We start from the raw sequence: 23,892 nt of genomic DNA on the forward strand, positions 1-23,892 counted from the left end.
AATTCGGGTTCCAAAGTAGCGCAAAGCTTCCATATTTTCAATTCATCAACATCGGCCTTCACCTTCCACGCCCCTGTTTATGGGAAATAGCGGGTGAAGCCTGTTTTTTCACATCGCAACGCCTGAAGAAACCGCAACTACGTATCCGGACATTACCATACCGGCAAATCCGTCCCGCAGGACAAAAATATCCATCCCGTGAGACAAAAAAAATCATCCCGTAAGCCGGATAAATCCGTCTCACAGGATGAATAATTTCATCTCACGGGATGATTCCGTACGCGCACCCGCCAATATGATTCGCTACGGTTGATAATCTTTTTATCCTATGGAGATAATTTCGTTTGATACGATTGGAAACCGGATATCATCATTGATAGAAAATCATCGCCGACTGCGCCGGAACCGAAATCTCCGGTCCGTACATCGTGCCCAAACCTTGCTCACTGATAAATCCGTCTTTGCAAACCACCGTATATTTGCCTTCGGGCACTGATACCTTAGCCGTTTCCTTGCGTGCATTCAACACTACATAGATGTCTCCCCACGTATCGCCGCCGGCATGTCCCTTCAGCCTATAAGCTACCACATTGCTGCCTTCAACCGGTAAGAACTCCAGGTGCTCGCGCACCAAACCGGCATCTCCCAGACGGAAAGCCGGATGGTTCTTACGCAACTGAATCAATCCCTTATAATAGGCGAATACATCGGCATGCTCCGTCTTACGTTTCCAGTCGATGGCGTTGACTGAGTCCGGACTTTGGTAACTGTTATGCACCCCTTTCTTATCGCGCATCACTTCCTCGCCTGCATAGATAAAGGGTACTCCCTGTGAGGTAAATACCGCCGTTTGCGCCAGTTTGTCCAACCGGGTCAGTTCTTCGGGCGTAATACCGGGGACGCTGGCCTTCAGTCTGTCCACCAAACACATATCATCGTGGCAAGATACATAACTTATCATCTGCGTAGGTTGTTCCGCCCACGGAGCTTTACTGTAATTCACCTCTTCATTATTGACTTGCGGATGCTTGACAGCGCCTGCAATACCAAACTTGATACTCTCCTCTCCCCCCGGCAGTCCGGCAAGGAAAGCGCCCTGATGATTATCGTTGAACGGGCCGCGCAGCGCATCACGCATCTCATCGGAGAAAGCGGCGATGCCCGGCATCTTATATGTGTTGGCTTTCATCGCCAATGAGTCCTGAGGCAATTGGGGAGCCGACGCAGCCCAGCCCTCACCATAGATAAAGATGGTAGGGTCTGCCGCTGTCGCCGCCTTGCGTATTTCGTTCATGGTTTCAATATCATGAATTCCCATCAGGTCGAAGCGGAAGCCGTCGATATGATACTCGTTTATCCAGTGCAATACGGACTCTACCATATATTTGCGCATCATGGCGCGGTTACTCGCCGTTTCGTTGCCACATGCGGAAGCGTCCGCAAAACCGCCGTCCGGTGTCTGGCGATAGAAATATCCGGGAACGGTACGCTCGAAATTACTCTCGGCCGTGTTGAAAGTGTGGTTGTACACCACATCCAGCACTACACGGATACCTGCCTTATGCAAGGCCTGCACCATCTGCTTGAACTCGCGGATACGTACATCCGGTTTGTAAGGGTCGGTAGAGTACGAACCGTCGGGCACGTTGTAATTCTGCGGATCGTAACCCCAGTTGTATTTATTCTCATCCAGTTTGGACTCGTCCACGGAAGCATAATCATAGGAAGGCAGGATATGTACGTGCGTCACTCCCAGCTCTTTCAAGTGGTCGATGCCGGTTGCCAGTTTATCGGGGTTGACCGTTCCCGTTTCCGTCATCGCGAGGAACTTGCCTTTGTGGCGGATACCCGAAGACGGGTCTATGGAGAAGTCGCGATGGTGCACTTCGTAAATTATCACATCGGCAGGAGATGCCAACGGCGGACGTTTATCCTCCGCCCAGCCTTCCGGGTCGGTTTCCCGCATATCGATAACGGCCGCGCGCTTACCGTTTACACCCACTGCCTGTGCATTGATACCCGGGGTATCACCCAACCATTTACCGTCGATTTTTACATTGAAAGTGTAGAACTTGCCTTTCAAATCCTGCTCTACCTTAGCCGTCCACGTACCGTTTTCGGCAGGTGACATGGCAACCGTCTCGTAAGCGTGCCCGCCGTCTCCCGCATCATACAGCATCAAGCGCACTTCGTCCGCCGTAGGCGACCAGAGCGTAAACCGCGTAGCATCCGGAGCGTATTCCATTTCTGTCAGACTGCCCGTACGGACAGGATAAAGTTCGTATGAAGCATATTCTTTTTTTGAGGGGGCACAACTGACAACTGTTGTCGCCGCTACTCCGATAATGACAAGATCGTTTAGTTTCATGGTTGGTATTTTTAAATTAGGTATGAAGTATAAAGTAGTAAGTCTTAAAGCATGGGATCGGATTATCGTTTTACTTTGTCGGGATTCTTGGCTATAAAGTCTTTCCAGCCGTGATAGCCTTTCTCGACAACAGGGCGCCCCATTTGCAGGAAGTGGCAGTAAGCGGCGGCAAGGCCGTCGGTGGCGTCCATGAATACGGGCATGTCTTCTTTCGGAAAATGAAGCATGCGTTGCAGCATATCCGCCACTTGCTCTTTGGATGCCTGGCCGTTGCCCGTTATCGCCATTTTTATCTTCAAAGGAGCGTATTCGGTAATAGGAATGTCGCGGCTCAGAGCGGCGGCCATGGCTACTCCCTGCGCGCGTCCCAGCTTCAGCATCGATTGTACGTTTTTTCCAAAGAAAGGCGCTTCAATAGCAAGTTCGTCCGGCAGATAACTCTCGATGATGCCCAGCACCCGCTCATGGATGTGGCGAAGTTTCAGATAATGGTCGCCAAACTTACGAAGGTCTATGATACCCATGGCAATCATTTCGGGCTTTACTCCCGCTACCCTCAGCACCCCGTACCCCATAATGGTAGTACCGGGGTCGATGCCCAAAATAATTTTTTCCTTTACCGGTTGTATCACACTATCACCTCCATTAATGTAGGAAAACCGATTACTTTGTCTTTAAAGATTTTCTGCAATTCTTCATTCAGCTTCACGCCTTGTTCCTGATGCCAGCGATGCAGTATGGCAGAGTCTTCCACCTCGAATTGCACAGAGTAACAGACACTTCCCTCTTCAATATGGCTCAGTATCCGTGCTATGCGCGGGGCATGCAATGTACCGTGCTTCTCTACTTCGGGAAGGTAGAATTCATTCATCCAGGCAAGGAAGAATTTCTCCTGCCCTTCTTCCACGTGATAGGTCGTATTATATATCAGCATAATTTCTTTTTTCATTTTATTTCGCAAACATAGCAATTATTTCAGAATAATGCATTATATTTGCGCCATCAAAAAAGCAGATAGCTCTGCAAACGTTAGCAACGGGGCGTTAGCTCATCTGGCTAGAGCGCGACACTGGCAGTGTCGAGGTGATGAGTTCGAGTCTCATACGCTCCACAAAGGTTGACTTTTTACAGTCAACCTTTTTTCAAATTAGGCAGGAAGCAAGCCACCAATCCCAGCAAAGGCATAAATCCGCATACATTATAAACCGCCTCGATACCGTATGCGTCCGCCATACCGCCAAGTACAGCCGAAGCGATACCCGCAATGCCGAACGCAAACCCGAAGAACAAACCGGAAATCAGTCCCAGCTTATTGGGCAACAATTCCTGCGCATACAATAAGATGGCGGGGAAAGCGGAAGACAGCATAAACCCCACACAGAAGCTAAGAATAACCGTCCCCGCAAGTCCCACATGCGGCATCAGCAAACTAAACGGCGCCGTCCCGAGAATGGAAGCCCAGATAACATACTTGCGTCCCACCCTGTCGCCTACCGGTCCGCCTACCAAAGTACCTACGGCAGTGGCTACCAAAAAGACAAACAAGAATAACTGCGAATCCCGGATACTTACACCGAACTTATGAATGAGATAGAATGTATAGTAACTCGTCAGGCTCGCCATATAAATATATTTGGAAAAGATAAGAACCAATAGAACCCCAATGGCGAAAACCGTCATTCGGGAAGACAACGGACGTTCCACCGCCTTCTGCGTAAGCAACGGACGCCGCTTGATATGATTGAGATAAGAACGGTACCAGCGGGAAATGGACAGCATCACCAAAATAGCCGCCACCGCAAAAATCATGAACAGCGCAATGTGGTGTCTGCCATACGGAGCAACCAGCAGCGCCACCAGCAACGGCCCTAACGAACCTCCCAGATTACCGCCCACCTGAAAGAGCGACTGCGCCAACCCGCGCTTGCCTCCGGAAGCCAAAAAAGTAATGCGCGACGCTTCGGGATGCAATACGGAGGAACCGATGCCCACCACAAAAACAGAAGCCAAGAGCCAATACAGATTAGTGGCGAACGACAAATTCAGAATACCCGCCAGCGTAAAACACATTCCCAACGGCAACGACCAGGCAATGGGACGCTTATCGAAAATCAGCCCCATTATCGGCTGAAACACGGAAGCCGACATCTGATACACCAACGTTATCAGACCAATCTGTGCAAAACTCAATGACAAATCCTGCTTGAACAGAGGGTACACCGCCGTAATAACGGATTGAAGCAAATCATTCAGGCAATGCGAAGCGCTCAGCGCAATCAATATAGGGAAAGCGATTCTACGAACCGGCGGTCTTTGAGTTGATGTCATCCTAACTGTCATTTATTGAAATCGGGCGCAAAGGTACGTAAAGTATTCAAAGGACAGCCCGGGTTAATAAAAAATAATATGCAACGATTGAGAGCAAAACAATGATAAAATTGTATCTTTGCACCGTTTTATATAGTAAGGAATAAATAATAACAACGATATGATAGCTAAAATCAACGAGCTTCTGCAAGAAGTAGAAGCACTGAAAGCCGCTAACGCCGAGGAACTGGAAGCACTGCGCATCAAGTACCTCAGCAAGAAGGGAGCCATTAACGAACTGATGGCGGACTTCCGCAACGTACCCGCCGAACTTAAAAAAGAAGTCGGCATGCGTCTGAACGAACTTAAGAACAAAGCGCAGGAAAAGATAAGCGCTCTCAAAGAACAATTCGAAAGTCAAGACAACGGTTGCGACGACCTCGACCTTACCCGTTCGGCCTATCCCGTAAAATTGGGAACACGTCACCCGCTCAGCATCGTCAAGAATGAAATCATCGACATATTCGCCCGTATGGGATTCAACATCGCCGACGGTCCGGAAGTGGAAGACGACTGGCACGTATTCTCTTCCATGAACTTTGCCGAAGATCATCCGGCACGCGATATGCAGGATACTTTCTTCATCGAAAACAATACTGAAAATGTATCGCACAACATCATCCTGCGTACACATACATCCAGCGTACAAAGCCGTGTAATGGAAACGACCCAACCACCTATCCGGGTGCTTTGTCCGGGACGCGTATACCGCAACGAGGCTATCAGCTATCGCGCGCACGCATTCTTCCACCAAGTAGAAGCCTTGTTTATAGACCGTAACGTATCGTTCACCGACTTGAGACAAGCCCTGTTGCTCTTCGCCCAGGAAATGTTCGGCAAAGACACTAAGATTCGTCTCCGTCCTTCGTACTTCCCGTTTACGGAGCCAAGCGCCGAAATGGACATTAGCTGTAACATCTGCGGCGGCAAGGGATGTCCTTTCTGTAAAGGAACAGGCTGGGTTGAAATCTTGGGTTGCGGTATGGTCGACCCCAATGTGTTGGAGTTAAACGGCATTGACAGCAAAGTGTACAGCGGTTACGCTTTAGGTATGGGTATAGAACGTATCGCCAACCTGAAATACCGCGTAAACGACTTGCGCCTGTTCTCTGAAAACGATACCCGCTTCCTGAAAGAATTCGAAGCGGCTTATTAATATAGAACACTCTTATATTTCTATATTAAGCATAAGGTTGGGATGTGTCCGAACTGAAACTCGCTTACTTATTGATTTCTTTAATATCAGGCACGGATTACATGGAAAACACGGATTAATCAAAGGAAACCGTGAAAGCCGTGTAATCCGTGCCTAAAAGGATAGCCCTATTATCAATCTTATTAAATCTCCACCCAATGAAAGATAGGCTCGTAACTCCCGGCTATTGCTTTATTCTCGCAGCCAACTTTCTGCTGTACTTCGGCTTTTGGCTATTGATACCCGTATTGCCATTCTATCTATCCGAGATATTCAATGCGGGAAACTCTACCATCGGTATCATCCTCTCCTGCTATACGGTAGCCGCTTTGTGCATCCGTCCGTTCTCCGGCTATTTTTTGGACAGCTTTGCCCGTAAACCGCTGTATCTGTTGGCTTACTTCATCTTTATGACAATGTTTGCCGGATATATCATAGCCGGTTCACTGGTACTGTTCATTCTGTTCCGTATCATACACGGCGTATCATTCGGCATGGTGACTGTAGGCGGAAATACGGTAGTCATCGACATCATGCCCTCATCAAGGCGCGGAGAAGGGCTCGGATATTACGGGCTTTCCAACAATATAGCCATGGCGGTGGGGCCGATGTCCGGCTTGTTTCTGCACGATGCGGGCATGAGCTATACTACCATTTTCTGTTGCTCGCTGGGTTCCTGCATTGCCGGATTTATCTGCGCCTCATTGGTGAAGACACCATACAAACCGCCTGTCAAGCGCGAGCCGATTTCGCTCGACCGTTTTATCCTGCTGAAAGGCATTCCGGCGGGTATCAGCCTGCTTCTATTATCCATTCCTTACGGGATGACCACCAACTACGTGGCCATGTATGCCAAAGAAATCGGCATTAATGCAACCACCGGCTTTTTCTTTACTTTCATGGCGGTGGGCATGGCCATCTCCCGCATCTTTTCCGGTAAGATTGTGGACAAGGGAAAGATAACGCAAGTAATCTCGGCAGGACTATACATTGTAGTGTTCAGTTTCTTCCTGCTCTCGGCTTGCGTCTACATTATCAATTGGAACAGTATGGCATGCAGCATCATCTTCTTTGCCGTAGCATTACTGCTCGGAGTTGGTTTCGGCATCATGTTTCCGGCTTACAATACGCTGTTCGTGAATCTGGCCCCCAACAACCAGCGAGGTACGGCAACTTCCACCTACCTGACCTCATGGGATGTGGGAATAGGTATCGGTATGCTGACAGGCGGATATATCGCCGAGGTCAGCACTTTCGACAAGGCTTATCTTTTCGGAGCCTGCCTGACGATAATCTCCATGCTTTACTTCAATGGCAAGGTTACCCCTCATTATCATAAAAACAAATTACGATGAGAAAAAAAGAACGTTACGAAAAAATACTCGCCTGGTTCAGGGAAAACCGCCCCGTAGCGGAAACCGAGTTGCATTACGACAATCCGTATGAGCTATTGATTGCGGTAATCCTTTCCGCCCAATGCACGGACAAACGGGTAAACATGATAACTCCCCCACTATACCGGGACTTTCCTACTCCCGAAGCTCTTGCCGCCACCACCCCGGAAGTGGTATACGAATACATACGCAGCGTATCTTATCCCAACAATAAGGCCAAGCATCTTGTGGGCATGGCCAAAATGCTGGTGAAAGACTTTGACAGCCAAGTACCCGATACGCTGGAAGAGCTCGTAAAGCTGCCCGGTGTGGGACGTAAAACGGCCAATGTAATCCAGTCGGTTGTGTTCAACAAAGCCGCCATGGCGGTAGACACCCATGTATTCCGTGTCAGCCACCGTTTAGGATTAGTGTCCGACAAATGTACCACCCCGTTCAGCGTAGAGAAAGAGCTGGTCAAGCATATTCCGGAAGCGGAGATTCCCATTGCCCACCATTGGCTCATCCTGCATGGACGGTATGTATGTCAGGCGCGTACCCCTCAATGTGACAACTGCGGTTTGCAATTGATGTGCAAATATTACTGCCGGAAGTATAAAGTTAGCAAAGAGAGCAATGAAGGGGAAGAATAAATAATGATTTCATAGCGCAAAAAAGAAATAAATACTAACTTTGCCGTCACAAAAAGAAAATAGTAACACTTTTAAATAAAAATAGAGTATTATGACAATTGACCAATTTAACTTTGCCGGAAAAAAGGCATTCGTTCGCGTGGACTTCAATGTGCCCTTGGACGAAAACTTCAACATTACAGACGATACCCGTATGCGTGCCGCTCTTCCTACATTGAAGAAGATTTTGGCTGACGGCGGCAGTATTATCATCGGTTCTCACCTCGGCCGTCCGAAAGGCGCGACTGACAAGTTCTCTTTGAAGCACATTCTGAAACATTTGTCAGACCTGCTGGGTGTTGAAGTACAGTTTGCTAACGACTGCATGGGCGAAGAAGCCGCTGTTAAGGCTGCCGCTCTGCAACCGGGTGAAGTGCTGTTGCTCGAAAACCTCCGTTTCTATGCTGAAGAAGAAGGCAAACCGCGCGGTTTGGCTGAAGATGCGACAGACGAAGAAAAGAAAGCCGCCAAAGCCGCCGTTAAGGAGAGCCAGAAAGAATTTACCAAGAAATTGGCTTCTTACGCCGACTGCTATGTAAACGACGCGTTCGGTACCGCACACCGCGCACACGCTTCTACGGCATTGATCGCTAAATACTTCGACAAAGACAACAAGATGTTCGGCTACCTGATGGAAAAAGAAGTGAAAGCTGTGGACAAGGTGTTGAATGACATCAAACGTCCGTTCACCGCTATCATGGGTGGTTCTAAAGTATCTTCCAAAATCGAAATCATCGAAAACCTGCTGAATAAGGTAGACAACCTGATTATCACCGGCGGTATGACTTATACTTTCACCAAAGCCCAAGGCGGTAAAATCGGTCTTTCCATCTGTGAAGACGATAAGCTGGATTTGGCTCTCGAGTTGTTGAAGAAGGCAAAAGAGAAAGGTGTGAACCTCGTACTGGCTGTAGACGCCAAAATAGCCGACTCATTCTCCAATGACGCCAATACTCAGTTCTGCAAAGTAAACGAAATACCTGACGGTTGGGAAGGTCTGGATATAGGTCCTGAAACTGAAAAGATTTTCGCTGAAGTTATCAAGAACTCCAAGACTATCCTTTGGAACGGTCCCACAGGCGTATTCGAATTTGAGAACTTCACTCACGGTTCACGTTCGGTAGGTGAAGCTATCGTAGAAGCAACCAAGAACGGCGCATTCTCACTCGTAGGCGGTGGCGACTCCGTAGCTTGCGTTAACAAGTTCGGTTTGGCAAACGGTGTTTCTTACGTTTCTACCGGTGGCGGTGCATTGCTCGAGGCAATCGAAGGAAAAGTTCTTCCGGGTATCGCTGCTATCAACGAATAAAAAGAATCTCATTAATACAAAAGGCAGCTCTTTGAAAAAAGGGTTGCTTTTTTTTTAATTATATATCCGACACATGAAACGAATTCTACTATCCTGCTTTCTTCTTCTCTCCGTATATACACTAAGAGCCCAGGATGCGTGCCTGAATGATGTAGTGAATACACTGAAAGAACGTATCAGTCTGGCAGGCTATGCCCAAGTGGGATATACCTATGATGATGCCGGCGAAAAAGCCAGCAATACTTTCGACCTCAAACGGGTTATATTCATGGCACGCGGTAAGATTACCGACAAATGGTCGTGCTACTTCATGTACAGCTTCGCCAACACCGGAAAGATTCTGGAAGCCTATACGGAATATCAGTTTCTGCCCCAACTCACAGCCCGTATCGGGCAATTCAAAACGATGTACACCATTGAGAATCCCATGTCACCCTGTTTTGTCGAACTGATAAACTGTTATTCGCAGGCAGTCAACTATCTGGCAGGTATCAATGGCAGCGATCCCCTGTACGGTTCAAATAGCGGCCGTGATATGGGACTCCTTATTTACGGCGACCTTTTCAAGAAAAAGGTTAGTTATAACCTTGCCGTCATGAACGGACAAGGCATCAATCTGAAAGACAAGAATAATCACAAAGACATAGTAGGCAGCCTGATGGTTCATCCGCTCGACTGGCTGTCGGTAGGCGGTTCGTTCATCAAGGGCAAGGGATGCGCAGTAGCCGCATCTTCCGTCAATCCGGACATTGCTGCAGGCGACAGTTATGTACGTAACCGTTGGTCGGCAGGAGCTACCATCCAGACAAAACCCGTCAGCCTGCGTACCGAATATCTTGCCGGCAAGGACGGGCATATAAAAAGCGACGGATACTATGCCACCGCATCCGTACACGTGTTTCCCAAGTTCGACGTTATAGCATCTTACGACTACTTCAACAAAGACAAAGCGCAGGATTACAAACAAAGCAACTATGTAGCCGGTGTGCAATGGTGGTTCTATCCCAAATGCCGCTTGCAGGCGCAATATACTTATTGCGACCCTCACAAGGGAGAAAGCTCCAACCTGCTGCAAGCACAGTTGCAGGTTCGTTTCTGATTCTTTAACCCTCACCAAACATTTTGGCATTCTTTTTGTACATTTGTAGAGTATAATCACTTAATGAATACAATCTTATGAACGAGCAAGCCATACAAGAGCAATACCAACATATAGTCAGCTTACTGGAACAGAAACGTCTGAAAGAGGCGCAGATACAACTGGAGGCCTTTTTATGGAACTGTAACGATTGGACTCTTCGCAACCGTCTGGAACAGGCCAAAGTGTCCTACCAATACATGTTACAGTATATGCGCCAGGGCATAAACGATCCGGAACGGCAGAAACTATACCGGCAGCTTTTGGCAGAAACCCGGGAACTTGCCGAACAAGCGCGTATCAGCTTACTCGATGAAGTCTCTACGCATTATTACCATGCCCTGCACAAGAACAAAAGGAATATGGCAGCCGGCTACGGTATGTCTTCCTGGCTTAAAGTGCTGGAATCTTTTCCTGACGATATGGCGGTTTGCCAACTTATGCCGGACAATAAACAAAGTCTGGACAGCGCTTTGCAACGGCATGAAGAAACTGCCCAATATCTGTTTCTCACTACGTGGGGAAACAGCAGCTGGACGGCGGAAGAGGAACAGGAAGCCAGAATGTATCTGGAATCCGAGTTACTGCCGGTAAATGATTTGTGTTTATTTACGGGAGCCGTCCTACTCAGCTTAATGGAATGTTTCGACCCGCGTAAGTTCTCATGGCTGCTGGATGCTGCGACACACGCCGACACACAAGTCAGCCAGCGTGCTTTGGTGATTATCGCCATTGTACTGCACATACACCCCAACCGCCTGTGGTTATACCCCGAGTTGGAAGCCAGGCTATCGCTTCTCAATGAAGACGGCAGCTTCGGCAAACAGCTGAACCGGGTTTACATCCAACTGCTCCGCAGTCAGGAGACGGAGAAGATAGACAAGAAGATGCGTGAAGAAATCATCCCAGAGATGATGAAGAACGTAAGTATCATGCGTAACATGAAGTACGGCTTCGAAGAAAACATGGATGAAGACGACCGTAACCCGGATTGGGAAAAAGCATTCGAAGAATCCGGCTTGGGTGACAAGATACGTGAAATGAACGAACTGCAGCTGGAAGGCGCCGATGTATATATGAGCACATTCGCCCAGCTCAAGAGCTATCCGTTCTTCCAAAACCCGCACAACTGGTTCTATCCGTTCGATATGCAGCACTCCGGTATTATACGGGAATTCGGGCTGAAACCGACAGGAGACAATGCCATCCTATCGCTTATATTGCAATCAGGCTTTTTCTGCAATAGCGATAAGTACTCATTGTGCTTCACCATGGCGCATATCCCGCAGGCGCAACGTAATATGATGCTGAGCCAAATGACATCGCAAGACTTGAACGAATTAATGGACGAAAGCAAGTCGTCCGGCCTGAGACAATACGCACAGCGTCCGGATGTTATCAGCAACCAGTATATTCATGACTTATACCGTTTCTTCAAGCTCAGCCAGCGCCGTCATGAATTCCGCGATATTTTCAAAGAGGAAATAGCGTTGCACCGTATCCCTGCACTGAAAGATATTTTACGCAAACCGGAATTATTGGTTACCATAGCCGATTTTCATTTCCGCAAAGAGCATCCGGCAGAAGCTTTAGGCATCTATCAGGAAGTAATAGATATGAATTATGCCGATGCAGATATTTTCCAAAAGACCGGTTATTGCCTGCAAAAGGAGAAACGCTACAAAGAGGCCATCAGCGCTTACCGAAAAGCGGATGTGCTGAAGCCCGATCATATATGGACCATCCGCCACCTTGCCACTTGTTATCGCCAATTACGCGATTTTGCATCGGCGCTGGAATATTACAGAAAGGTAGAGGCAATGCAGCCCGAAAACAGAAACGTTACATTCTTCATCGGCAGTTGTCTCGCCGAACAGGAGCGTTACGAAGAAGCCTTGCAATGTTTCTTCAAGCTGGATCTCATGGAGAACGATTGCATCAAAGCATGGCGCGCCATAGGCTGGTGCTCATTTGTCAGTGGAAAATCCGAACAGGCCATGAGATATTATGAAAAGGTACTCGCCTTAAAACCTATTGCCACAGATTATCTTAATGCGGGGCATGTAGCGCTGCGACTGGGTAATATGGAAAAGGCCGCCGAATTATATGGGAAAGCCGCCTCGGAAAGCGGAAATCGGGAGACTTTCCTTGATATGTTCGACAAAGATAAAGAAACCCTTATCAAACTGGGTATCGACGAGAACGACATACCGCTAATAAGAGATTTGGTTTGACCAATACACATGGCATCCTCTATGTACCTTCACTAAAACTCATTACTGAAGGTACATAGCTCGCCTATCGGAGTAAAAAATAGGCAAAAGGGTGGATTTTCTATTCATATTACTTCTTCTTATTTTTCAATTGAAGGTATTTGCTTATTTTTGCTTTAGCTTTAAAGTAAATACCATGAAACGACTCTACATCCTACTCCTTTCACTACTTGTGACTGTTTCCGTCATTGCACAACCGGTGTGTCAGGTGAAACACTTTTCCGTTAATGACGGTCTTGCCCAAGGTAATGTTATGGGTATGTTGCAAGACCGAAACGGACTTATCTGGTTCAGTACATGGAATGGGCTGAGCAAGTATGACGGTTATACATTTAAAACTTATAAGACTTCCCAAGAAGACCGGTACGCATTCGGAAGTAACCGCATGGGTACTATCATGGAAAGCAAGTACGGAGATATCTGGTGTCCCACCTACGACGGGCAAGCCTGCCTGTTTGATGTAGAGACGGAAAAGTTCATCGATGTCTTGCAGCCGCTTGAATACGCCACCAAACACTCCAACCATGTCGTCCGTATCCAATCGCTCAAAAAAGGAGTAGCCTGGATTATTTGTGAAAACGGATATACATACAGAGCAGATGAACAGCTATGTAAAAAAGGAGAAGGCATTACCCTGTATTCGACATTCACTCAGAATTTGAAAGGAGAACATATATTCACCGTTTACCAGGACTCCGATGAAGACGAATGGATATTAACAAACAAAGGCGTTACCATCGTGGGAAGTAAAGCCGTAGATACAGACTTCCCATTCCAATATATCACGCAAATCAAGGAAAACATCTACCTTGTAGCCGATAAAGGCAAATTGGCTCAATACAACTTTCGTACAAAGAAACTTAAGTTTATAAACATTCCTTGTCCGCATAACAGAATCAACACTATCGCCGCATTGGGAACAGATACGCTGGCATTAGGTACGGATAATGGTTTGATACTGTTTTCCGCCCATGACAATATGTTCCGACAAATTGATATCCGTACTTCCACCCAACCCTCCAACTATGTGGAGCAGATATATCAAGACCGGCAAAAAGACGTTTGGGTATTTCCCCGCAATCCGGGTATTGTCCGTCTCCACCTCAACAGCAATGAAAAAGAACACCTGTTCACCCCTCAAAATGAGGTTATCAAACACGGACGTAACAGCCGTAAACTGATATTTGAGGACAAAACCGGTATTTTATGGGTATTGCCTACCGGCGGTAATCTCTCCTACTACGATCGAAAAGAAAAGAAGCTCAAGCCCTTACTTACAGATATCGACAATCCGAAATCCATATTCAGCCCGTTAGTCCGTTTTTATACTCTCGATACGCAGGGCAATTGCTGGCTGGCCACAGCACGTGGGATAGACCGGATAAGTTTTTTCCCGCAGAGTTATCAATTTAATCAAACCGACTATGAAGCGGAAACGCGTGCTTTTCTGCGAGACAGCCACAATCGTCTGTGGAGTGCATCCAAAGCGAGTTATATTCAAATATATGCTCCCGATGGCAGCTTGGAAGGTTACCTTTCCAACCAAGGTACCATTGTCAAGGAAAAACAAATCTTCCATAATGGAGTATACGCCATTATGGAAGACAAGGAAAAGAATATCTGGCTGGGCACCAAAGGAGCCGGCCTTTTCTTGCTCACCCCAAAAAGCTTGAATCAATATTCCATTACGCACTTCAAGCATCGTTCCGAGGACCCTTACAGTATAAGCGACAACAGCATATACTCGATTTTTCAAGACAGCCACAACCGCATCTGGATAGGTTGCTATGGTGGCGGATTGAATCTGTTTACCCCCGGAAGCAACGGTTCCCCCATATTTATCCACAGTAATAATGAGCTGAAGAATTACCCTACGGATTATGGCATGAAAGTACGCAACATCACAGAAGTATCCGGCGGAGTAATCTTAGTAGGCACCACGGACGGACTGCTCACCTTTTCCAATAAGTTCGAATTGCCGGAAGAAGTAAAATTCTATAGAAACTGCCACAAACTGGGCGACAAGAACAGCCTCATCACCAATGACATTATGCAAATCTATACAGACAAGCAAAAAGCGACGTATGTGGTTAGCTTTACAGGCGGCATCAGCAAAATTATTTCAACCCGGCTGCTTAGTGAAGAGATACGTTTCAAAAACTACGATAAAAGCAACGGACTGGCTTCCGACCTGACACTTTCGATGATAGAAGACACATACTCCCAATTATGGATTGTTTCCGAGATAGCTTTGTCCAAATTCGATACCGCCAAAGAAACCTTTGAGAACTATACGCTCGGTTCCACCTATCAGCAACAGTTTAACTTCTCGGAAGCCCTTCCGGTAATCAACGCCCGGCAACAAGTCGTGCTGGGAACCGACAAAGGCTTTCTGGAAATCACTCCCGGAAAGATGCGGAAAAGCGCTTATGTTCCTCCCATTGTATTCACCGGTTTCAAAATACAAGGACACCCGGCCTCCCATTCCATCAATAACCTGAAAGAATTGGAGCTAAAGGCATCGCAACGGAATGTCACTTTCCAGTTTGCAGCGCTCGACTACGTAAATCCCGACAACATACTTTACGCTTACCGCTTGCAGGGACTGGAGGATGAATGGAACGAAGCGGATAACAACCGCTCCGCAAGTTACATCAACCTGCCCGCAGGGAAATACCGCTTACAAATAAAGTCGACCAACAGTGACAGTGTATGGACAGATAATATCCGCACACTCTCCATCCATGTACTCCCCACATTCTGGGAAACATACTGGGCATGGCTGCTCTATTGTCTGCTGTTCATCCTGTTCACCGCAACTATTGTATACGTGCTGTTCTATATTTATCGCCTGCGTCATCGTGTAGATATGGAACAACAACTCGCCAATATCAAACTGCGCTTTTTCACCGATATATCTCACGAGCTACGTACCCCGCTGACCCTGATAGGCAGTCCGGTAGCTGAAGTTCTGGAGAATGAGCCCCTCTCTCCGACTGCCCGCGAGCACCTTACCCTGGTACGCCGGAACACGGAACGAATGCTCCGCCTTATGAACCAGATACTCGACTTCCGCAAGATTCAGAATCAAAAGATGAAACTATTGGTAGAAGAGACCGATTTGATTCCTCTCCTGCAAAAAGTGATGGATAGTTTCCGTCTTATCGCCAAAGAAAAGAACATAGACTATCAAATGAAGTCACCAATCGAATCCGTCTACGGTTGGGTAGACCGGGACAAATTCGAGAAGATATTCTTCAACCTGCTTTCCAACGCATTCAAATATACGCCGGAAGGCAAAGCCATTACAATAAAAGTGCTCCCCCACAATGAAACCATTGATATTGAGGTGGCGGACGAGGGTATCGGAATCGCCGCCGAAAAGCAGCGTACCCTTTTCCAACGCTTTGAAACGCTCGTAAAGCAGAATATCCTTCAACCGTCTTCCGGTATCGGCCTATCCTTAGTGAAAGAGATGGTAGAGATACATCACGGAACGATTCAAGTAGACAGTCAGCCCGGCATAGGCAGTCGTTTCACCGTGACTTTACCGTTACGAAAGCAAGTCTTTGAGGAAGACACGCAAGTGGAATTCATATTGAACGACATCCAGACCGCATCCGCCCCGACAGATGAAGAAACCAAAGGGCAGGAAGATACGGAAACCAAGGAAGAATTCGACAGCAATCTTTCCGAATGTCATTCCATACTGGTGGTGGAAGACAACAAAGAATTGAGAACATTCTTAAAGAACAGCTTGTCCGAACACTACACCGTCATCACCGCAGCCAACGGAAAAGAAGGTTTGCAACATGCCATCGACGACCTCCCCGACCTAATCATCAGCGATGTCATGATGCCCGTAATGGACGGCCTGGAAATGGTTAAACAAATCAAGGAGAACAGTGCCATCTGCCATATTCCCATCATCATATTATCAGCAAAAGCCTCACTCGACGATCGCATCGCCGGATTGGAGCAGGGTATAGACGATTACATCACCAAGCCTTTCAGCGCCACCTATCTGAAAACCCGTATCATAACATTGCTTCGCCAACGCAAATCATTACAGGAAATGTATATGGCACAATTAACCGACAGCAAAAACGCCTGCGTATCTTCCGGTCTCACCCCGTCGCAACCTCAGATTACTCCGTACGACGAGAAGTTCATGCAGAAAGTAATGGAGTTCATGGAAACGCAAATGGACAACAGCGAACTGACCATCGACGCCTTTGCCGAGCATTTAATGCTGAGCCGTACCATATTCTACCGGAAACTGAAATCCATAATCGGTCTTACCCCCGTGGATTTCATACGTGAAATCCGCATTAAGCGTGCCGTCCAGTTAATAGACAGCGGAGAGTACAACTTCTCGCAAATAGCCTACATGACCGGATTCAGCGATCCGAAGTATTTCAGCAAATGCTTTAAGAAAGTAATGGGAGTAACGCCAACCGAATACAAAGAGAAGAAAGATACGACTTTGTAAGAAGCCGCAGATACTGTCAATTAATCATGATACACAATACTTGGCTACCATACACGCTCGTAAACAATATGGCAGCCAAGTATCCCGCTAATCCCAAAGCAGCTATTCAAACACAAAATTCTTAATAGCCAACTCCTTATCAGAGTTTCTGAATATAAAATAAAGCTTTTCTTTCTTCTTCAACTTCCGTACCTGAAAACTTTGCTTATCCCATTGTCCGTTTGTAGACCGAATCGGGCACAAGGCCATCAAATCTCCCTGTAAAGAACCTTTCCTTATTTCAAGTACGGCGTCAGAGTTTACAGCTTTCAACTCCAATGTAACCCTTGTCGGACGCTTCTTAAAGGTCAGATTATTGAAAACCAACCAATCGTTATTCTTTATATTGGTAATAAACTGCATGGGGCGTTTGCCGACAGGGCGGATTAGTTCCATACCTTCCCGTTCATCATACTGTGAAAAATCCACTTCCGCAAAAGCATTGTAATGATTGCCCCGATGTGTACTTTCCAACTCAAAATAATCAAAATCGGCATAACCGCAAAGATTACCTTTTATCACATTATAACAACACAAAGCATGACGTATTCCTAAAAAACCCCAGAAATTAGATACGCCTTCCGGACCAAAACGGTGATACTTACGTCCATCCAAACTATAATGGAAACGAGTAGCTCCTTCTTTGGTAGTTTCCGTCCGTAAATAAATCTTAGCAATATCCCCCAGCTCAAGACTATCGACCACCTCTTCACCGGCATCTCTATAAGATTGCCTCATCTCCAACCAGAAACGTCCCTTTTTCTTTCGGATGCCGAACTGATACATCATCCGCCCCATAATTCCGTTTCCCGCAAAATCGCCTTCTTGCAATCCAGCCGGTTCCAGCAGGACAGTCCCGTTACTATAAGGTCCGGTTACTTTTTGAGTCAGAGAATTACGCGCCCAGTAAAATCCGCGGGCATACCGGGCATATATTCTGAAATATCCCGGACGGTCCTTCAAACTCCATTTTTCCTTATGCGGCACATGATTAAACTCCCATATTTGCGCCAATTCCGATTCCGTAAAATCATCAGAGTGTTGAGGATACTTCATTTTATGCTTCCCCCGGATTGCCGGTTTCCTATAAGTCACCACACCTTTTCCGGGTTTACCCTCCGGCCCTACCACCGGCCAATCATTTTCCCATTTCATGGGATAAAGCATCAAACATCTTCCCATATAGTCACGATCCTGAAACGTATATGCCCAAGACTCGCCTTCGGCTGTTTCCACATAACCGCCTTGGTGCACGCCCGCTCCTGCATAATTAATATCATCCTCAATCAGCACTTTTGTTTCATAAGGCCCGTAAAGATTCCGGGAACGGCTAATCATCTGTACACCGTCGTATCCCAATGCGGGATTAAACACGTAGTACCATCCGTCTCTCTTATATGTATGACATCCTTCAAACAGGTGCCCGTATCCTTCGGGAGCAGTAATGATAAGCGTTCCTTTATCATCGGGATCGAGCACTCCGGTTCCATCATCTTTCAACCGTGTCAAATAAATCTTTCCTTTTCCATGAGTAACATACTTCTTTCCGTCGTCATCTATAAAAAAGCCCGGATCATAAAGCCTCTTGTCAAATTTGTGCATTTCATAAGGCCCTTCGGCTTTTCGACTCTTAAACATCACAAAACCGTCATCCGCGATATTGACGCCTATATAATAAGTGCCGTCATGATATCTGATGGTAGGCGCCCAACACAAACGGCTATATGCAGTCATTTCATTTTCCATCCTGTATTGCGGACGAAATGTGATGCTATCATACGCATGCCCTATTATTTCCCAATTAATCAAGTCCTCCGAATGACAAATCGGGATTCCCGGCATTCCTACAAAAGATGAGCTGACCATATAATAATCCTTTCCCACACGAATGATGTCAGGGTCAGGATAATCGGCATTAATTACCGGATTCGTATAAGTACCGTCACCATTGTCCGAAGACAGAAGCGCGTGTTTCTGTATGGAACAAGCCTGCAACAACACAAACGTGCAAACAACCAACAGAAACCTGAAAAATAGAGATAGCTTTGAATAGTACATAAAATCGCATTTAATGAATTAACAAATATGCCAAACTGTTTGGCCATGCAATGTTAGGCAGTTTCCCACATTTTCTGTCGTAATTATAAGTATAAAAAGAGGAAAATATTTATATTCGGTCCGATTTCTTACTTTTTTATATACCAAAGAAGCATGCTGATAAAAAAGAACTCCCTTTCGACCGGATATTACCCGACCAAAAGACGGAAAGTGCCTACTATTGCAGTCGTTAATATAGAATACCATAAAAAACTGTCAAGATGAAAAAGCAATGGATTATCGTCTGCCTTTCCGGTATGTTAACGGCAAGCGTGCAGGCGCAACAATCAAACTATGTCTCCGAGGTATGGGTTGCCGACCAAGGAAACGGAACTTACAAGAATCCCGTTCTCTTTGCAGACTACTCCGACCCGGATGTATGTCGTGCAGGCGACGACTTCTACCTGACTTCATCCAGCTTCGGCTGTCTGCCGGGATTGCAGATTCTTCACTCCAAAGACCTCGTAAACTGGTCTATCATCAGCGCCGCCGTGCCTACCGTGCTGCCTCCCGTTACAACACCCGAACGTCCGGAACACGGCAACCGCGTATGGGCTCCCAGCATCCGGCATCACAACGGTGAGTTCTACATATTCTGGGGAGATCCCGATCAAGGAATATTCATGGTGAAATCCGCTAAAGCGAAAGGCCCGTGGAGCGAACCTGTACTGGTGAAAGAGATTAAAGGCATTATCGACACGTGTCCGCTTTGGGATGAGGACGGCAAAGTATATCTGGCGCATGCATACGCCGGCAGCCGCGCCGGGCTGAAAAGCGTAATCTCCGTATGCGAACTGAATGCCGGCGCAACGAAAGCAATCGGCCCGTCACGTATCATTTTCGACGGCCACGAAGCCCACCAGACATGCGAAGGCCCGAAACTCTACAAGAAAGACGGCTATTACTACATATTCCTCCCTGCCGGAGGAGTAGCAACCGGCTGGCAGGTGGTGCTTCGCTCCAAGAACATTTACGGCCCTTACGAAAGCCGCACCGTGCTTGCACAAGGCAACACCCCTGTCAACGGGCCTCACCAGGGCGGATGGGTGGATACTCCTACCGGCGAGGACTGGTTCATGCACTTTCAGGATGTAGGCGCCTACGGACGGGTGGTACATTTGCAACCTATGAAATGGATAGACGGATGGCCCGTAATAGGCACGGATAAAGACAATGACGGATGCGGCGAACCCGTGCTGACTTACCGCAAGCCCGATGTAGGAGGAACATATCCGACCTGTACCCCGCAGGAAAGCGACGAGTTCGACGGATATACCCTCTCCCCCCAATGGCAATGGCATGCCAACATCAACGACAAATGGGCCTATTATGCCGGCGACCGGAGCATGGTACGTCTTTACTCGCATCCCGTGACGGAAGATTACAAAAACCTATGGGATGTACCCAATCTGCTGTTGCAGAAAACCCCGGCGGACAATTTTACGGCAACCATGAAACTGACATTCAGCCCCAATCCCAAATACAAGGGAGAGCGCACCGGGCTGGTTGTCATGGGTATGGACTATGCCGGACTAATCATGGAAAATACGGAGCAAGGCCTTATGCTTTCGCAAGTCACTTGCCGGAAAGCGGATAAAGGAACAGCCGAAAAAGCAAACGGTAGTATTTCCCTGAACAATCCCACCGTATATCTGCGTGTCAAGTTCAGCGCCGACGGTGAGAAAGTGAAAAAGACAGACGACCTGCTTGTACTCTGCCAATTCAGTTACAGCCTCGACGGCAAGAAATTCCGACCGCTCGGAGAGACGTTTCAAGCCAGAGAGGGTAAATGGATAGGCGCCAAAGTAGGCATGTTCTGCACGCGTCCCGCCATTCGCGCCAATGACGGCGGCTGGGCCGATGTCGACTGGTTCCGCATCACAAAGAAATAGTCACCTTAATCAAAATATCATTTTAAGAAACAAATATCCCTATTATAACTTATGAGAAACAGAATCACATACTTACTCGCCTGTCTCGTCGTTTCGAGCGGCAGCCTTGCGCAATCTATCTACAAGGACAACAGTTACAGCCCGGCAGAGCGTGCGGAAGATTTGGTAAAGCAACTTACATTGGAAGAAAAAGTCGCCTTGATGATGGATAATTCCAAGCCGGTAGAGCGGCTGGGCATCAAGCCGTACAACTGGTGGAACGAGGCCTTGCACGGAGTGGCCCGCAGCGGTTGGGCAACCGTATTTCCGCAACCCATCGGCATGGCGGCTTCATTCTCTCCCGAAGCCCTGCACACCGCTTTCGTCGCCGTATCCGATGAAGCCCGCGCCAAGAATGCCGCATATTCCGCGGAAGGAAGCTACAAACGCTATCAGGGATTGACAATCTGGACTCCCACCGTCAATATCTATCGTGACCCTCGCTGGGGACGCGGCATAGAAACCTATGGAGAAGACCCGTATCTGGCAAGCGTAATGGGTGTCAGCGTTGTGAAAGGCCTGCAATGCCTGGACGAAAACGAGAAGTATGACAAAGTACACGCTTGCGCCAAACATTTTGCCGTACATTCCGGCCCCGAATGGAACCGCCACAGTTTCAATGCGGAGAACATCAGTCCGCGCGACCTGTATGAAACCTATCTCCCGCCTTTTGAAGCCTTGGTAAAAGAAGGAAAAGTAAAAGAAGTGATGTGTGCCTACAACCGCTTTGAGGGTGAACCGTGTTGCGGCAGTAACCGGCTGCTGAACCATATACTCCGCCGGGAATGGGGTTACGACGGCATCGTCGTATCGGATTGCAGCGCCATCAGCGACTTCCACAACGACAAAGGACACAAGACCCATGCCGATGCGGCATCCGCCTCTTCCGCCGCCGTCTTGAGCGGAACAGACCTGGAGTGCGGTTCCAATTACCGTTCGCTGACGGAAGGAGTAAAGAAAGGCTTCATCGATGAAGCGGATATCGACCGTTCCGTAAAGCGTCTTCTGCAAGCACGTTTTGAATTAGGCGAGATGGACGAGTCGGACCAGGTGAAATGGGCGCAGATACCCTACTCGGTCGTTTGTTCCGACAAGCACGACTCGTTATCGCTGGACATGGCACGCAAATCCATGACACTGCTCCTGAACAAGAACAATGCACTGCCTCTCGAACGAGGCGGAACGACTATCGCGGTAATGGGGCCTAATGCCAATGACTCAGTAATGCAGTGGGGCAATTACAACGGTCTCCCCAAACGTACCATAACCATTTTGGACGGTATCCGCTCGGCCATGGGCAAGGATGACAAACTCATCTACGAACAAGGATGTTCATGGGTGGAACGCACACTGATACGCAGCGTATTCAACCAATGTAAATCCAAGGAAGGCGCCGGTTTCAGCGCCCGCTACTGGAACAACACAGAGTTTAAAGGCGCACCCGCAGCCACTTCTCGACTGACTACCCCGTTCCGTCTCTGTACTTCCGGAGCCACTGTTTTCGCTCCGGGCGTAAACCTGACCGACTTCTCCGCCACGTATCAAAGCGTATTCACCCCTCAGGAGACGGGAGAAGTAGTCTTCGACTTCTATTGCTACGGTTCCGTCAAACTGCTGGTGGACGGCAAAGAGATAGGCAGCTTCACAAACAAACACGGCAGCCGTCCGCGCGCCTACGGAATGCACGTGGATGCCGGAAAATCGTATGATATCGAAATCAAATTCCAATACTTCTCCAGCGATGCCCAGCTCAACTTCGATTTGGGCTTTAAAGAAGAAGCGGACATACAGCGTTTGGTAGCAAAGGTGAAAGACGCCGACGTCGTAATCTTTGCAGGCGGCATCTCCCCTCAACTGGAAGGCGAGGAAATGGGTGTGAAGCTGCCCGGCTTCAGAGGTGGCGACCGTACGGACATCGAGCTGCCTGCCGTTCAGCGGGAAATGATTAAGGCGCTTCATGACGCGGGAAAGAAAGTGATTTTCGTCAACTGTTCGGGCTCGCCCATTGCCATGGAACCGGAAACGGAATACTGCCAGGCCATACTGCAAGCATGGTATCCGGGACAATCGGGCGGTAAAGCCGTTGCCGAAGTGCTGTTCGGCGATTACAACCCCGCAGGACGGCTGCCGGCAACATTCTACCGCAATCTTGCCCAGTTACCGGACTTCGAGGATTATAATATGGCAGGACACACCTATCGTTTCTTTAACGGCGAACCGCTCTTCCCCTTCGGCTACGGTTTGAGTTATACGACGTTCAAATACGGCAAAATACAACTGAAATCATCCGCCCAAACAGGTGAAACCGTAAAAATCACCGTACCGGTGACCAACACAGGCAGCCGCAACGGCGAAGAAGTAGTGCAGGTGTACCTCAAAAAGCAAGGTGAAACTGACGGGCCTGTCAAGACTTTACGCGCCTTTAAACGCGTGTATATCCCCGCAGGAAAGACCGTGAAAGTCGAATTGGAGTTAACGCCCAAACAATTGGAATGGTGGGACAGCGCCACCAATACGATGCGTACCATGCCCAATACATTCGATGTGATGGTAGGTGGAAGTTCCAAAGACTGCGATTTACAGAAGAATACGCTGAAACTGCTATAAAAGGACGGCCG

Annotated in this window: 14 protein-coding genes and 1 tRNA gene; 10 read left to right on the top strand and 5 right to left on the bottom strand. The window is 47.8% G+C overall.

Translation table 11 applies throughout. The features are described 5' to 3' along the window. Positions 1–370: 370 nt before the first annotated feature. From pulA to I2F54_RS10100, 3 genes are all read right to left on the bottom strand, one after another. The gene (gene pulA / locus I2F54_RS10090) at positions 371–2,368 is read right to left on the bottom strand and encodes a type I pullulanase (RefSeq protein ID WP_195501106.1); all 1,998 of its coding nucleotides are present in this window, start codon (positions 2,366–2,368) and stop codon (positions 371–373) included. Between the two features lie 62 nt (positions 2,369–2,430). Then, positions 2,431–3,000 carry a crossover junction endodeoxyribonuclease RuvC gene (ruvC, locus tag I2F54_RS10095; protein ID WP_022218869.1) on the bottom strand — a complete coding sequence of 190 codons (570 nt, stop codon included), beginning with the start codon at positions 2,998–3,000 and terminating at the stop codon, positions 2,431–2,433. Beyond that, positions 2,997–3,302, bottom strand: a complete 306-nt coding sequence (locus tag I2F54_RS10100) for a DUF4286 family protein (protein WP_022218870.1) — start codon at positions 3,300–3,302, stop codon at positions 2,997–2,999. Before I2F54_RS10100 ends, ruvC begins: the two co-directional genes overlap by 4 nt. Positions 3,303–3,405: 103 nt before the next feature. Here I2F54_RS10100 and I2F54_RS10105 point away from each other — a divergent pair. Beyond that, positions 3,406–3,479: transfer RNA gene (locus I2F54_RS10105), tRNA-Ala, on the top strand. A gap of 20 nt (positions 3,480–3,499) precedes the next feature. On the opposite strand, the gene I2F54_RS10110 is transcribed toward I2F54_RS10105, so the two are convergent. Then, positions 3,500–4,696, bottom strand: coding sequence for an MFS transporter (locus I2F54_RS10110; protein WP_195501107.1), 1,197 nt, complete (start codon positions 4,694–4,696; stop codon positions 3,500–3,502). Between the two features lie 160 nt (positions 4,697–4,856). Between I2F54_RS10110 and pheS the strand changes: the two genes are divergently transcribed. The 7 genes from pheS to I2F54_RS10145 all read left to right on the top strand — a co-directional run bounded on the left by pheS (position 4,857) and on the right by I2F54_RS10145 (position 17,207). Then, positions 4,857–5,891, top strand: coding sequence for a phenylalanine--tRNA ligase subunit alpha (pheS, locus tag I2F54_RS10115; protein ID WP_195501108.1), 1,035 nt, complete (start codon positions 4,857–4,859; stop codon positions 5,889–5,891). A 197-nt stretch (positions 5,892–6,088) separates the two neighbouring features. After that, positions 6,089–7,285 (top strand): MFS transporter, encoded by a 1,197-nt coding sequence (locus tag I2F54_RS10120; protein WP_022218872.1) that lies wholly within the window; start codon positions 6,089–6,091, stop codon positions 7,283–7,285. After that, positions 7,282–7,956, top strand: coding sequence for an endonuclease III (gene nth / locus I2F54_RS10125; RefSeq protein WP_022218873.1), 675 nt, complete (start codon positions 7,282–7,284; stop codon positions 7,954–7,956). The genes I2F54_RS10120 and nth overlap by 4 nt, the downstream gene beginning before the upstream one ends. A gap of 88 nt (positions 7,957–8,044) precedes the next feature. Beyond that, on the top strand, positions 8,045–9,304 hold the full coding sequence (locus I2F54_RS10130) for a phosphoglycerate kinase (protein ID WP_087412755.1): 1,260 nt from the start codon (positions 8,045–8,047) through the stop codon (positions 9,302–9,304). A gap of 73 nt (positions 9,305–9,377) precedes the next feature. Next, positions 9,378–10,403 (top strand): porin, encoded by a 1,026-nt coding sequence (locus I2F54_RS10135; protein WP_009122393.1) that lies wholly within the window; start codon positions 9,378–9,380, stop codon positions 10,401–10,403. A gap of 77 nt (positions 10,404–10,480) precedes the next feature. Next, positions 10,481–12,676: a tetratricopeptide repeat protein gene (locus tag I2F54_RS10140; protein WP_195501109.1), complete on the top strand. Its 2,196-nt coding sequence runs from the start codon at positions 10,481–10,483 to the stop codon at positions 12,674–12,676. Positions 12,677–12,851: 175 nt separating this feature from the next. Beyond that, positions 12,852–17,207 carry a hybrid sensor histidine kinase/response regulator transcription factor gene (locus I2F54_RS10145; RefSeq protein WP_195501110.1) on the top strand — a complete coding sequence of 1,452 codons (4,356 nt, stop codon included), beginning with the start codon at positions 12,852–12,854 and terminating at the stop codon, positions 17,205–17,207. A gap of 102 nt (positions 17,208–17,309) precedes the next feature. On the opposite strand, the gene I2F54_RS10150 is transcribed toward I2F54_RS10145, so the two are convergent. After that, positions 17,310–19,304 (bottom strand): family 43 glycosylhydrolase, encoded by a 1,995-nt coding sequence (locus tag I2F54_RS10150; protein ID WP_195501111.1) that lies wholly within the window; start codon positions 19,302–19,304, stop codon positions 17,310–17,312. A gap of 296 nt (positions 19,305–19,600) precedes the next feature. On the opposite strand from I2F54_RS10150, the gene I2F54_RS10155 reads away from it, so the two are divergent. Next, positions 19,601–21,235 (top strand): glycoside hydrolase family 43 protein, encoded by a 1,635-nt coding sequence (locus tag I2F54_RS10155; protein WP_410518266.1) that lies wholly within the window; start codon positions 19,601–19,603, stop codon positions 21,233–21,235. A 51-nt stretch (positions 21,236–21,286) separates the two neighbouring features. Then, positions 21,287–23,881 carry a xylan 1,4-beta-xylosidase gene (gene xyl3A, locus I2F54_RS10160; RefSeq protein WP_195501113.1) on the top strand — a complete coding sequence of 865 codons (2,595 nt, stop codon included), beginning with the start codon at positions 21,287–21,289 and terminating at the stop codon, positions 23,879–23,881. Positions 23,882–23,892: the final 11 nt, after the last annotated feature.

It is taken from the genome of Bacteroides clarus, from assembly GCF_015555825.1.
GTDB lineage: Bacteria > Bacteroidota > Bacteroidia > Bacteroidales > Bacteroidaceae > Bacteroides > Bacteroides clarus.

Bases quoted from the DNA above. Each gene is read 5' to 3' on its own strand.
- I2F54_RS10100 (WP_022218870.1), bottom strand. From the start codon at position 3,302: ATGCTGATATATAATACGACCTATCACGTGGAAGAAGGGCAGGAGAAA.
- I2F54_RS10150 (WP_195501111.1), bottom strand. From the start codon at position 19,304: ATGTACTATTCAAAGCTATCTCTATTTTTCAGGTTTCTGTTGGTTGTT.
- xyl3A (WP_195501113.1), top strand. From the start codon at position 21,287: ATGAGAAACAGAATCACATACTTACTCGCCTGTCTCGTCGTTTCGAGC.
- I2F54_RS10110 (WP_195501107.1), bottom strand. From the start codon at position 4,696: ATGACATCAACTCAAAGACCGCCGGTTCGTAGAATCGCTTTCCCTATA.
- pulA (WP_195501106.1), bottom strand. From the start codon at position 2,368: ATGAAACTAAACGATCTTGTCATTATCGGAGTAGCGGCGACAACAGTT.
- I2F54_RS10120 (WP_022218872.1), top strand. From the start codon at position 6,089: ATGAAAGATAGGCTCGTAACTCCCGGCTATTGCTTTATTCTCGCAGCC.
- pheS (WP_195501108.1), top strand. From the start codon at position 4,857: ATGATAGCTAAAATCAACGAGCTTCTGCAAGAAGTAGAAGCACTGAAA.
- I2F54_RS10155 (WP_410518266.1), top strand. From the start codon at position 19,601: ATGTTAACGGCAAGCGTGCAGGCGCAACAATCAAACTATGTCTCCGAG.
- I2F54_RS10135 (WP_009122393.1), top strand. From the start codon at position 9,378: ATGAAACGAATTCTACTATCCTGCTTTCTTCTTCTCTCCGTATATACA.
- I2F54_RS10145 (WP_195501110.1), top strand. From the start codon at position 12,852: ATGAAACGACTCTACATCCTACTCCTTTCACTACTTGTGACTGTTTCC.
- I2F54_RS10140 (WP_195501109.1), top strand. From the start codon at position 10,481: ATGAACGAGCAAGCCATACAAGAGCAATACCAACATATAGTCAGCTTA.
- nth (WP_022218873.1), top strand. From the start codon at position 7,282: ATGAGAAAAAAAGAACGTTACGAAAAAATACTCGCCTGGTTCAGGGAA.